General features: G+C 41.0%; 13 protein-coding genes. 4 read left to right on the top strand and 9 right to left on the bottom strand.

The window, feature by feature from the left end:
• Positions 1-18: 18 nt before the first annotated feature.
• Together serB and ACPEEM_RS07925 are read left to right on the top strand one after the other, a co-directional pair.
• Entirely contained in the window at positions 19-969 is a 951-nt protein-coding gene (gene serB, locus ACPEEM_RS07930) for a phosphoserine phosphatase (protein ID WP_424406566.1), read from the top strand.
• Between the two features lie 14 nt (positions 970-983).
• Positions 984-1,475 (top strand): YajQ family cyclic di-GMP-binding protein, encoded by a 492-nt coding sequence (locus tag ACPEEM_RS07925; RefSeq protein ID WP_424401634.1) that lies wholly within the window; start codon positions 984-986, stop codon positions 1,473-1,475.
• A 159-nt stretch (positions 1,476-1,634) separates the two neighbouring features.
• Here the strand turns inward: ACPEEM_RS07925 and mtgA are convergent, their stop codons facing one another.
• The 9 genes from mtgA to ACPEEM_RS07880 all read right to left on the bottom strand — a co-directional run bounded on the left by mtgA (position 1,635) and on the right by ACPEEM_RS07880 (position 10,244).
• Positions 1,635-2,378 carry a monofunctional biosynthetic peptidoglycan transglycosylase gene (gene mtgA / locus ACPEEM_RS07920; protein ID WP_424401633.1) on the bottom strand — a complete coding sequence of 248 codons (744 nt, stop codon included), beginning with the start codon at positions 2,376-2,378 and terminating at the stop codon, positions 1,635-1,637.
• Positions 2,356-2,664, bottom strand: a complete 309-nt coding sequence (gene trpR / locus ACPEEM_RS07915; RefSeq protein WP_424401632.1) for a trp operon repressor — start codon at positions 2,662-2,664, stop codon at positions 2,356-2,358. The genes mtgA and trpR overlap by 23 nt, the downstream gene beginning before the upstream one ends.
• 30 nt (positions 2,665-2,694) lie before the next feature.
• A complete protein-coding gene (locus ACPEEM_RS07910) occupies positions 2,695-4,734 on the bottom strand; it encodes a transglycosylase SLT domain-containing protein (RefSeq protein WP_424408247.1) in 2,040 nt (679 codons plus the stop codon).
• Between the two features lie 237 nt (positions 4,735-4,971).
• Positions 4,972-5,268, bottom strand: a complete 297-nt coding sequence (locus ACPEEM_RS07905) for a YciI family protein (protein ID WP_424406564.1) — start codon at positions 5,266-5,268, stop codon at positions 4,972-4,974.
• Positions 5,269-5,278: 10 nt separating this feature from the next.
• Entirely contained in the window at positions 5,279-5,734 is a 456-nt protein-coding gene (gene yciA / locus ACPEEM_RS07900; RefSeq protein WP_424406562.1) for an acyl-CoA thioester hydrolase YciA, read from the bottom strand.
• A gap of 2 nt (positions 5,735-5,736) precedes the next feature.
• Complete coding sequence (locus ACPEEM_RS07895) at positions 5,737-6,291, bottom strand: septation protein A (RefSeq protein ID WP_424401628.1); 555 nt, start codon at positions 6,289-6,291, stop codon at positions 5,737-5,739.
• A gap of 6 nt (positions 6,292-6,297) precedes the next feature.
• Positions 6,298-7,059 (bottom strand): hypothetical protein, encoded by a 762-nt coding sequence (locus ACPEEM_RS07890; RefSeq protein WP_424401627.1) that lies wholly within the window; start codon positions 7,057-7,059, stop codon positions 6,298-6,300.
• Between the two features lie 504 nt (positions 7,060-7,563).
• Positions 7,564-9,240 (bottom strand): DNA repair protein RecN, encoded by a 1,677-nt coding sequence (recN, locus tag ACPEEM_RS07885; RefSeq protein WP_424401626.1) that lies wholly within the window; start codon positions 9,238-9,240, stop codon positions 7,564-7,566.
• A 71-nt stretch (positions 9,241-9,311) separates the two neighbouring features.
• The gene (locus tag ACPEEM_RS07880) at positions 9,312-10,244 is read right to left on the bottom strand and encodes an NAD(+) kinase (protein WP_424401625.1); all 933 of its coding nucleotides are present in this window, start codon (positions 10,242-10,244) and stop codon (positions 9,312-9,314) included.
• Between the two features lie 160 nt (positions 10,245-10,404).
• Between ACPEEM_RS07880 and grpE the strand changes: the two genes are divergently transcribed.
• Positions 10,405-11,013, top strand: a complete 609-nt coding sequence (gene grpE, locus ACPEEM_RS07875; RefSeq protein WP_424401624.1) for a nucleotide exchange factor GrpE — start codon at positions 10,405-10,407, stop codon at positions 11,011-11,013.
• Between the two features lie 153 nt (positions 11,014-11,166).
• The gene (locus tag ACPEEM_RS07870; protein WP_424406560.1) at positions 11,167-12,501 is read left to right on the top strand and encodes an L-cystine transporter; all 1,335 of its coding nucleotides are present in this window, start codon (positions 11,167-11,169) and stop codon (positions 12,499-12,501) included.
• Positions 12,502-12,512: the final 11 nt, after the last annotated feature.

Genomic DNA, 12,512 nt, shown 5'->3' with positions numbered 1-12,512 from the left:
TAAGTTACAGGATTTTCTATGCAAGCAAAAAATCTCGCGACCATTACGCAGTCTTTTCCTTCTTTTCCAACCCCATTTTTTCAGCACAATGACATCACGCAAGGTCATGATACCTTTATTTTATATGGTTCCACCCTTGATGTGTGTGCATTGCAACAATTTCAGCAAAAGTGCGGTGAAAATTTTATCATTTTAGAGGTTTGGAATGTATTACACAATACTGTTGCGTTATTCAAAGGAAGCTGGAAAACGGAATATGTTGCCTATGCTCATGCATTATCACTGGATTTGGCATTAATCAATTTTACTCCACGTTTATCCGAAGCGGGCTTATTGGTGATGGATATGGATTCCACAGCCATTCAAATTGAGTGTATTGATGAAATTGCGAAATTAGCGGGCACGGGGGAACTGGTGTCGTCTATTACTGCACAGGCAATGCGAGGTGAATTGGATTTTGAGCAAAGCTTACGCCGTCGTGTGGCGACCTTAGAAGGGGCACCAGAAACGATTTTAACCACCGTGCGTGATAATCTGCCTCTTATGCCAGGCTTAGAAGACACCTTAGCGGTGTTACAGCAATATGGTTGGAAAACCGCCATTGCCTCAGGGGGATTTACCTATTTTACGGAACATCTCAAGCAGCGTTTAATGCTCGATCATACGGTGGCGAATCAGTTTGCTATTGAAAAGGGCATTTTAACGGGGCAAGTCGAAGGAAAAGTGGTGGATGCACAATATAAAGCGGAAACCTTAGGGCAGTTGGCAGAAACTTTTAAGATCGATTTACAACATACGGTCGCCATTGGTGATGGGGCAAATGATCTGCCGATGTTAGCGATGGCTGGTTTGGGGGTGGCGTTACATGCGAAGCCAAAAGTACAACAACAAGCTCAAACTGTGGTAAACTTCGCTGACTTTAGTGCACTTTTATGTTTATTAAGTGCCAATGATAAATTAACTAAATGAGATGAGGAGTAATTATGCCTTCTTTTGATATTGTTTCTGAAATTACCCTGCATGAAGTGCGTAATGCGGTAGAAAATGCCAATCGTGAACTCACCAATCGTTGGGATTTCCGTAACGTACAAGCCTCAATTGAATTAAACGAAAAAAATGAGACCATTAACGTGTCAAGTGAATCGGATTTCCAAGTGGAACAATTAGTGGAAATTTTACGTAATGCTTGTATTAAACGTAGTATTGATTCCAGTTCTTTGGATATTCCAACAGATTATGAACACAGTGGGAAAACATACAGCAAAGAAATTAAATTAAAACAAGGGATTGAGTCAGACATGGCGAAAAAAATCACCAAGTTGATTAAAGAATCTAAGTTGAAAGTACAAACCCAGATTCAAGGCGAGCAAGTGCGTGTAACGGGCAAATCCCGAGATGACCTACAAGCGGTGATTCAGTTAGTGAAAGGTGCCGATCTTGGGCAACCTTTCCAATTTAATAATTTTAGAGACTAACCGTTAGGATAAATGCCTCTCGGCTCAAAACAAAAAATCCCTCGAGGTTTCGCTTCGAGGGATTGTTGTCTGTTCTTGTCTTAAGAGAATTTAGGAAGGACAAAGCCTGATTTTTTCATCAAAACTTTTTTGAAATCCACCGCACTTTCACAAACCCTGTTATTCCAACTGCGTTAAATAGGCTTTGCCTAATAGCTGCATTTGACGCTGAATATGTTGTTGTCGTTGTCGAACATAAGCACTAGGGGCATTCGCTTTAAACAAAATGGGATTGGGCAAAATCGCTGCTAAACGGGCTGCTTCTGATGCGGTTAATTGCTTGGCTGATTTGTGGAAATAATGTTGACTTGCCGCTTCAACACCAAAAATCCCCTCGCCAAATTCTGCAATATTTAAATACACTTCTAAAATCCGTTGTTTCGACCACAGTGTTTCAAGCATGAAGGTGAGAGGCACTTCGATCCCTTTTCTTAGCCAATCTTTCCCATGCCATAAATATAAATTTTTGGCGGTTTGTTGACTGATAGTCGATGCCCCTCGCAGCGTTTTTTTCGCTTTTTTATTTTGTTTTAAGGCAGTTTTGATGGCTTTCCAATCAAAGCCGTGATGATCGGGAAAACGTTGGTCTTCGCTAGCAATCACGGCAAGTTGCATCTGCCAAGCAATATTATCTAAACTGACCCATTGATAATGGAGTGGATAATTAAAATCGCCTTGTAATAGGTGGCTGACTTTTTTCTGCACCATGTAAGAGGAAAAGGGAATGGGGACAACACGAAATAGCAAAGTTAGCCCAATCAAGCCTAATACAAAGAGCGAAAAAGTGCGGTATAAAATGCGTTGACTTTGATGCCAAAAACCTAAATAGGGAAAGCGAGTTTTAGTCTTTTTTGCTTTGCTCATTGAGTTTTGTTTTGATCCAATCCATAAAATCAGGTGGCATGGTTTTAATCATATTTGATCCACGGGTAATGGTGGCGGCACTGGTATTGAGATTTTGCTGAATTTCACGTTGTGGCAAGCTTTTCTCGAGTAATTGTGCGACGATTTGCAAACGAAGCCCGACAGAATCACGTTCATCAGGGGTTAATAAAAGTGTTAAAACTTCCTGTTCTTTCCCTTCTGCAAATGCCATTTTTAATATTTCAACGAAAGCGTGCCATTGCTCAAGGTTTCTACTGAGATACATAATATTTTCCTTTTCTGAGGTACTAGTACACTAGTATAACCGATTGTCTTCTTCTTTGCTAAATTTTTGCTGGCGTTGATGCTGTAATTGTTGGTAATACAGGTCATAAGTTAAAACATTTTTCACATAATCACGGGTTTCATAAAACGGAATGGCGGCAACAAACTCAGCCATGGTTAAGCGGTTGTTTGTTTTCGCTAACCAGTTATTGACACGGCTTACCCCTGCATTATAGGCAGCTGCAATCAAAATGCGGTTATTGCCATAAATTTCATACAGTTCTTGTAAATGGGTGGTGCCTAACATGATATTATCGAATGGATCAAATAATTGGTTTTCGTGAGTGTAAGGCAAGCTTTGTTTCTGTGCCGTTTGTTTCGCCGTTGTCGGCAGCAATTGCATTAAGCCTCTGGCATTGGCGTGTGAAGTGGCTTGGGCTTTCCATGCACTTTCTTGGCGAGCAATTGCCATGGCAAAAGTGCGGCTGATCTTTTTATTTTCCAAATGTAAATCAAACCAGTCTAAATAGGCGTTGGGTAGGCGTAATGCTAAATAATCCCATGCTTTGGCTTGAATGGTGGCTTCAACGGATAAATCAAACCAGCCTTGTTTTTCTGCATAATCGGCGAGGGCAAGTTTTTGTTCAAAGGTTGCACGATCTAACAAGGTTTTCCAAGCAAGATTGAGATAACGACTGTCATTAACGTATTTTAATTCTTCAATTTGAGATAACTCATCTGCAAAAAACTGTGTGATGGGCGATGCTTGTTGGGCATGGAAGACTTTCATTTCAGGTTCATAAGGCAGATTTAACTCTTGGCTTGCCAATAATGGGTAAAAGCCTCGTTTTTTGCGTAGTGCCTGTAATATGGATGTCGCCTTCTCTTGCGTTTGAGGGCTATGTTCTAACACCTTGGCTTGCCAATATTGCCACTCATCTTTGTTTTTCGCACGATCCGATAATAGGGCTAACCAAGGTTGCAATGGCGTTTTTTCCCGAATGGCAGTCCGAATACGGCGTTCAGTTAAGGTGTCATCTTTGAGGGCGATAAGCATTTTATCCCGCCATTGTTGAAGACGGGGATCTTCATTATCAAACAACTGGCTAATCAGGGCGTTCTGCCAACGCTGTGTTTGTTGAGGGGTAAGATTGAGATCTTGACGCCATATTGCATAAGGGGCGAAAGGATCTTGGCGATTTTCTACCGCACTTTCCTTGAGCGTTTTCACAAAATGTGGGAAAAGTGAGAGATACACTCGCTTTTTACTGTCATCATTTTCCCCATGAACAGGGTAAAAAAGGTTGTCTTGATGAGTCAGTTGGCTTGGATGCCGTAATAATTGAAGTAATTGGGCGAGCCAATGTTTGAGGTCAGGATCTTGGGTTTGTGTCTGTAATGCATTGAGTAATTGTGCGTTTCTTGCCTCAAAAATCAGTAATGCCCGTTGTTTGATCAGCTCATGACTCATTGGGGTGTCGGCTTGCCAAAGGGAAAGGGGGCTATCGCAAGCAGGCGGTAAATTTGCCCCTGTTAGCCAAAGCGATTGCATGGTCTTTTTCCATTGGGCTGAAAGTGCGGTCTTTTTTTCTGCTATTTTGGCTTCAGCCTCTAGCAAGAGACAGCGTGATGCGGTGTCAGTTTCTAAAAATGCACGGTGATTGAGCATATCTTGCCAATTTTTTTGTTTTTTAGCCTGTTCTAACCACTCTTTTTTTAAGGCATCGACCAGATGTAAAGAAGGATAACGGGTTGCGTAATCCTGCACGTCTTTCAGGCTCAAGGCGTCTTTTTTCGCTTTGAAGAGCTGATATTGTGCATAAGGATAAAGTGGGTAGTCGGTGATCTGGTTTAACAGTTTTTGAGCAAGATCCAGCGTGGTTGGGCTGTGTGAACGTGCAAGCAATTGTTGCATTTTTTGATATATTTCACGTTGTTTTTGTCGTGAATGACGCTTGTCCTTTATGCTGTTTTTCGCTTCAGTTTCTTCCTTGGTATGTTCTTGTATTATTGCTACCTGTGGGGAAGGGAGGTCTGTGACGGGGACAACATAAGCGGCAGCTTTTTCCATTTTTTTGGGTGGGGGTTCAGGGGCGGGCGGTGCTGCCAAAGCGACAGAACTCAACGCAACCGTAAATAAATTCAACACAAATAAAGCTTGTTTCATAACGCCCTCTACATCAAAGTTAAATAAAATCGACTAAAATTAGACCGCACTTTTTAAACAAAGTGCTTGAGAAAAGTGGTGTTGTGTTAAGTAAAAGGCGAAAGATTTTCGCCTTTAGGGAAAAGATACGACGAGGTTGAATTAGAAAACCCGTTTAAAGGGTTTGACGATCACATTCTCATACACACCCGCTTCGACATAAGGATCTTGACTTGCCCATTGTTTGGCTTCTTCTAAATTATCAAATTTCGCGATGACCGTTGAGCCAGTGAAGCCCGCTTCCGCAGGATTTTCATCGTCAATGGCTGGGTTAGGACCTGCCACTAATAAACGATCTTCGGCTTGTAGTTGTGTGAGGCGAGCAAGATGTTTTTCCCGCACGGCGAGGCGTTGTGGTAATGTGCCAGGTTTATCTTGGGCAAAAATCACATAATACATAGTTATCTCCTTATTGATTGGTATGGGCTAATGCCAACTCTAATTCCGAATTATTTTCTCTTGGTACTTCACGTGGACGACCTTCTTCATCAATGGCGACAAAAGTAAAGACAGCTTCCGTCACGCAATAGCGTTCGCCAATCGGTTCACTTGCCACTTTTTTTACCCACACTTCCACTTTAATTTTAATAGAAGAACGTCCGACACTTAAACATTCGCCATAACAACAGACGACATCGCCCACTGTAATGGGTTTGATGAATGTCATGCTTTCTACTGCAACGGTAACAACACGACCATGTGCAATTTCTTTAGCAAGAATAGCACCGCCCATATCCATTTGAGACATTATCCAACCACCGAAAATATCGCCATTTGCATTGGTATCCGAAGGCATGGCGAGCGTTCGTAATAAAAGACTGCCTTTAGCATGGCAATGTTTATTCATTGCAAGAGCATTTGACATAATCATTCCTTGTTTTTACTTTGATTTTGCGAAAGATGAGGATAAATATAAAGACCTGTGATTGCCGTGGCGACCAATGTCATGCCTAAAATGCCAAAGGTTTTAAAATCAACCCACAGATCATCAGACAAATAATAGCTAATATAAAGGTTTACCAGCATACAGAACAGAAAGAAGAATGCCCACCCTAAATTCAATTTACGCCAAACTTCTTGAGGCAAAACGAGAGAATCGCCTTGAGAAAGCATTAATTGGATTAAGTTTTTCTTAAAGCCATATTGGCTGATGAAAAGTACCGCGGCAAAAATGGCATATACAATGGTGACTTTCCATTTAAGAAACTCAAGTTCATTAAAATAGGCGGTTAAGCTACTAAAAAAGATCACCGCAATTCCCATAAAAAGTGGTTGCTTACCCACTTGACCGTATTTCCACTTCAACACAATAAGCTGAATCACCGTGGCGACCATTAAGGTCAGGGCGGCTTCTCGAATGCCGACCAATTTATAGACTGCAAAAAATAAAATAAGAGGAATAAATTCTAATAATTGTTTCATGAGTGGTTATACCTTGTGCATAAAAATAGAGTAAAAGCGGTATGTGAACACTAATGAGAATACGTTCAAAAAGGCGATAAGCAGTGTCACAATCAGCTCAAAAACCAGATGGTCGTTGAGGGTTATAAGTTTTCTCCCAATTAATGGCAAGACAAAATAAATCAAGACACAATAAATCAGAAGCATGAACATACGTTGATTGGCGGATTGCCACGATTCTCTTAATGCTTGCGTAATACTAATTGGATTGAACAGATAATACACCGACGCCAAACAGCAACGAATGAAAATATACGCCCCTAATGCGATGGCAGTCCAAGAGAAAACCGAAGGTTGGCTTTTCGCCACGATCAAAGAGAACACCGCATCGGCTGCACCAAGAAGTAAAGGGATAACCAGTAATAGATTGATAATGAAGGCACCCACAAAGCGTTTAACGGCAAGGGCTAAACTGGTGCTTGGCACATAAAGACTGTGACTGACTTGATGAATAGCGGATAAACACCACAACGAAAGCAAAAATGAGATCACATGATTGACGATGATGAGTATATAAAATAGGGGATCTGCAGTGTTGTTTAGGTTTAGGCTTTGGGCGAACTGTTCTGGGTTTTGTGTCAATACGTCTTCAGGTATCAGAAGATACGCAACAAGGCTACTCAATGAATGGTTTAGGAAGAAAAGCAAAACAAAGGTGAAGGTGATTTGTCGTGTATTTCTAACAAAATTCCAACTATCTTGAAATATTTTTGTAAAATTTATTGCCATATTTATATCCAAATAAGAAACATAAAGATTTCCATATTATACAATGTTTTGTCCCGAAGTTCACAAGAATCCGCCATTTTGATGTGGGGCAAATTGGATTTTTTGAACAGCACGAAAAAATGGATGTTAACAGGAATTTAATTTTTTTAACAAAATTTTTAAAAACCGAGCCAAGAACAGAAAACCTTTGTGTTTAAGTTTGTGAATAGCTCATTTCTCTTAAATGAACTGCGGTTTCATCTGTCATCCTTGACGAGAGAACAGGAAATGAAAGACAAGGGAAAGGCAATGGAAAGGACGGTAAAAATACGCCCCCGTTGCCCTTCTATGTGGGTTAAGTGAAACGCATTGGGGCGTTTGTATAAGCAATTTTAATCACGGAAAGAAAAAACAGGCAAGCGGATGAATCTTTCTTACGAAGGTTGCTTGCCTATTGGTTGATTGGTGGTTGATTGGGTTTACGGCGTTGTGATTATCGCCTTACTGTTTGATAGATGCACCAGATTAAGACACCAGCTCAAGCATTTCTTGTGCATTAGCCAGTGCACTTTCGGTAATTTTGCTGCCCCCTAAGAGTTTGGCTAAGGCTTTTATGCGTTGTTGGGCGGAAAGTGCGGTCATTTTGGTTTCTGTTTTTTCATCGACAATGTATTTTTCAACGGTGAAATGCTGATGACCATGACAAGCCACTTGAGGTAAATGGGTCACACAAATCACTTGGCAACGTTGCCCTAACTTGCGTAACAATTTCCCCACCACGCTTGCTGTTGCACCACTAATTCCCACATCCACTTCATCAAAAATAAGTGTTGGAATGGCGGATTTATCCGATGTTAACACCTGAATAGCCAATGCAATGCGTGAAAGCTCACCGCCAGAGGCAATTTTTGCAAGGGGTTGGGCAATTTGTCCTAAATTACTGCGTAATGTAAAGACAACATGATCCGCACCACGACTATTGATGTTGTGGTAGTCCGTATTTAACTCAATAAAAAATTCGGCATTTTCCATGGCGAGCTGTTTAATGGATTTCGTGACTTGTTGTGCCAATTTAGTTGCCCCCTGTTGGCGGCTTTTTTGCAATGCCATGGCGGAATTTAGCATATTTTCATAAGCTTGTTTTTCTTGTGCAATAAGTTGTTGCTCACTGCCTGAAAAATCCACTAATTCAGTAAGTTGTTGTTTTAAAGTGCGGTGCAATTCCACCAAGTTTTCGGGTTTAACGGCATGCTTACGAGCCAGTTGTAACGTTTGGGAAAGTCGCTGTTCAATCTCATTTAACGATGCAGGATCTTGCTCGATATCATTGGCTAAATGCTGGATTTCGTAGGTCGCCTCTTGCACTTGAATAAGTGCTTCTTGCAGTAAATTTGTCACATTGGTATAGCGTGAGTCTAATTCGGTTAATTCCCCTAATTGCTGTGTTGCACGATAAAGAAGGGAATCAATACTCACGGTTTCATTTTCGCTTAATAATTGCAGTGTCGATTGCGAAAGGTGGGTGAGACGCTCACTGTTTGATAAGCGTTTTTGATCTTCCTCGAGTTGTGCATATTCATTGGGTTGTAAATTAAATTCATCTAACTCTTCTACTTGATATTGCAACAGTTGTTTTTTGGCTTCGTTTTCCGCCACTTGTTGTTGAAAGGTTTGCACTTGTTGTTGGCAATGCTTCCAATGATGATAATCCGTTTGCATTTGAGCCAATAGTGCAGAATGGGCACAGAAATGATCTAAGAGTTGTAGTTGGTAGTCATTTTTGAGCAAGAGTTGGGAAGCATGCTGACCATTAATATGTATGAGATATTGCCCCAGTGCTTTGAGTTGTGCAGCTGAAACGGGAATGCTATTAATGAAGGCTTTGGAGCGACCATCGTTGTTGATAATGCGGCGTAAAATACATTCTTCGGGATTTTCAGCATCTTGCAATTCGTGCTGAGCTAACCACTGAAATGCTGGGCTGTTTGGCGAAAGGCGGAAAGTGGCACAAATATCTGCACGTTCCTGTCCTTCACGCAGCATAGAAAGTTCGGTACGTTGTCCAAGACAGACACCAAGTGCATCAATTGCAATGGACTTTCCAGCACCTGTTTCACCTGTAATCACAGACATGCCTTGATGCAGTTCTATATTTAAATGACGAACAATTGCAAAATTATTAATGGTCAATTGAATAAGCATAGCCACCTCTCTTTACTGTATATATATCAGTTTATAACTGTTTTTATATACAGTAAAGCGGTTTTTTGCTATCACTTAATGATTTTTTTCTTAAAAGATTTTAGCCAACCCAGTTTTGAGGATAACACATTGTAATAATTATAACTTTTAAGGTGAAGCAGTCGGAGTTTATAAGGGCTTTTTTGGATATGCACAATATCGTCAGGTGCAAATTCCAGTGTGACTTGGCTGTCGCACCCAACTTCCATGTGAGCGGTGTTATATTCCGCAAAACGTAAGGAAATTTTACGGTCACCATCCACCACCAAAGGGCGAGAGGAAAGGGTGTGTGGGAACATCGGGACTAACGTGATGGCATTTAATTGCGGTGTTAAAATCGGTCCGCCTGCAGAAAGCGAATAGGCGGTAGATCCTGTCGGTGTGGCGATAATCAAGCCATCAGAACGTTGCGAAAAGGCAAATTTATCGTTGAAATACACGTGAAAATCGATCATGTGGGCAATTTTTGCAGGGTGAATGATCACTTCATTAACGGCGTTGCCACGAGCAATGATTTTGCCTTCTCGTTCCACACTGGCTTCTAAGACAAAACGTTCTTCTACGTAAAATTCACCATCATCTAAACAGGCTTGTAATTGTGCATAAGCATTGGTGGGATCAATATCGGTGAGGAAGCCTAAATTCCCACGGTTTATGCCAATGAGGAGAATGTCATATTTGGCGAGGATACGTGCACGTCCTAACATATTGCCATCTCCCCCAATCACAATCGCCAATTGTGCATGTTCGCCGATTTGCTCAATGGTGGCGAGATGTTTTTCAGGCAAGCCCAATTGTTTGCCAATAGGCTCTTCAACTAAGACTTTATAGCCTTTTTCACTTAACCATTGAAATAAATTTTTGTGCATTTGCAACGTCAGGTCATGACGTGGTTTACCTAATAGACCGATAGTTTCAAAAGAAGCATGTAGGGCTTTTATATCAATAGAATGATGAATTTTCATTTTTATTCCGCTTTGCAAGAAAACTGACTGCACTTGAATTCAAGAAATTAGGCATTATATTACACACAAAACCTTTTCTTTGTCAGCAAGTATCTGTATAAGTGCGAACTTTTACTTTTTTTGTTAGAATCAAGAAATTTTTAGAACTGTGGAGAGTAACATGTCAAAAAAAGAACAACATATTGAAAATGAAGATCAAATTCAACAAGATGTACAAGATGCAGAGGTGCAAACAGAGGCAAAACAAGCCGAAGAAAACGAAGTGGAAGTGGCTACAGAACAAGATCCGTTAGAAGAAGCGATTTTGCGAGTGCAAGAATTAGAATCACAATTAGCGGAAATGGCGAAAAAAGAGCAAGATTTTTTATTGCGTGGCCGAGCGGAGATGGAAAATATTCGTCGTCGTGCTGAGCAAGATGTGGAAAAAGCCCATAAATTTGCCTTAGAAAAATTCTCAAAAGAAATTTTAAATACCATTGATAATTTAGAGCGTGCTTTAGCTGCCAATATCAATCGTGAAGATGAAAGTATAAAAGCGTTATTTGATGGCGTGGAATTAACGTTGAAAGAATTATTAGCGACAGTGGCACGCTTTGGTGTGGAAGCCGTGGGGGAAGTGGGCGAGACCTTTAATCCTGAGTTACACCAAGCCATTTCTATGCAACCGATGGAAGGCTTTACCACTAACCAAATTACAGCCGTCTTACAAAAAGGCTATTTATTAAATGGGCGTGTGATTCGTCCTGCGATGGTGATGGTGGCGGCGTAAGCACAAAACTTTTTCAACATTAACCGCACTTTTGGGTGCGGTTTTTTTATATCTGAAAGGTTATAAATCATAACGAAAAAAGCGTTGAGTTTTCACGCCAATTCCCGTTTAATGCCTGTTATTTTTTTAGGTCTTTTATATTAAGGAAAATCGATGACTATTCTCAATTTAGTGATTTTTGCGTTGGGTTTGCTGTTGCTTGCTTGGCTGTTTAAGCGAACACAAAAATTAGGTTCAACCGTCTTTCTTGGGCTGGTGTTAGGGGTTATTGCAGGTGCGTTACTTCAAGGATTCGCAGATCAAAATACCATTGCGAGCACGTTGGGTTGGGTCAATCTCGTGGGCAATGGTTATGTGCGTTTATTGCAAATGATCGTGATGCCTTTAGTGTTTATTTCTATTTTGTCGGCGATCACAAAACTCAATCAGGCTGGGGCATTGGGAAAAATCAGTGTTAGCGTGATTTCCGTTTTATTGATCACAACCGCCATTGCCGCAGCAATTGGGATTGCGATGGCGTATGTATTTAATCTTTCTGCAGAGGGGTTGCTGTTCGGTGAGCGTGAATTGGCTGCTCAAACACGGGTAGATACACGTGTTCAACAAGTGAGCGGTTTGACTATTCCATCAATGCTGTTGTCTTTCATTCCGAAAAATCCCTTCTTGGAATTAACGGGAGCAAATCCAACCTCGATTATTAGTGTGGTGATTTTTTCTTCTTTACTGGGGATTGCTGCCTTGAGTTTAGCCAAAGAAGATAAGGCATTGGGGGAACGTATTGCTCAAGGGGTAGACACCTTGAATAAATTGATTATGCGTTTGGTGCGTATGGTCATTCGTTTAACGCCTTATGGTGTATTTGCGTTAATGATTAAAATGGCGACAACATCAAAATGGGAAGACATTGTGAACCTTGGAACATTTATTGTGGCGTCTTATCTTGCCATTTTATTGATGTTTATGGTGCATGGTTTATTGCTTGCCTTGTTTCGGGTAAATCCACTTGGCTATTTTAAGCATGTGATGCCTGTGTTGAGTTTTGCCTTCACCTCTCGTTCAAGTGCGGCAACATTGCCATTAAATATTGAGGCACAAACCAACAAATTAGGCAATCATCATGTGATTGCAAATTTTGCTGCGACCTTTGGTGCAACCATTGGTCAAAATGGTTGTGCAGGGATTTATCCAGCGATGTTAGCTGTGATGATTGCCCCAACGGTGGGGATTGATCCCTTTACCTTTAGTTATCTTGCTACCTTAATTTTAGTAGTGACGCTTTCGTCTTTAGGCATTGCGGGTGTTGGCGGTGGGGCGACATTTGCTGCGATTGTTGTGCTTTCCACGTTAAATCTGCCTCTTGCCTTGGTGGCATTACTGATTTCCATTGAACCATTAATTGATATGGGCAGAACGGCATTAAATGTGAATGGTGCCATGGTGGCAGGAACGATCAGCAATCAATTATTAAAGAAAAAAGACATGCCATAACGCTGTTTTTC

The organism is Pasteurella pantherarum, from assembly GCF_049670885.1.
Classification (GTDB): Bacteria; Pseudomonadota; Gammaproteobacteria; order Enterobacterales; family Pasteurellaceae; genus Pasteurella.
Note: the sequence above shows the minus strand (reverse complement) of the source record. Positions and strands in the feature narration are given on the sequence as shown.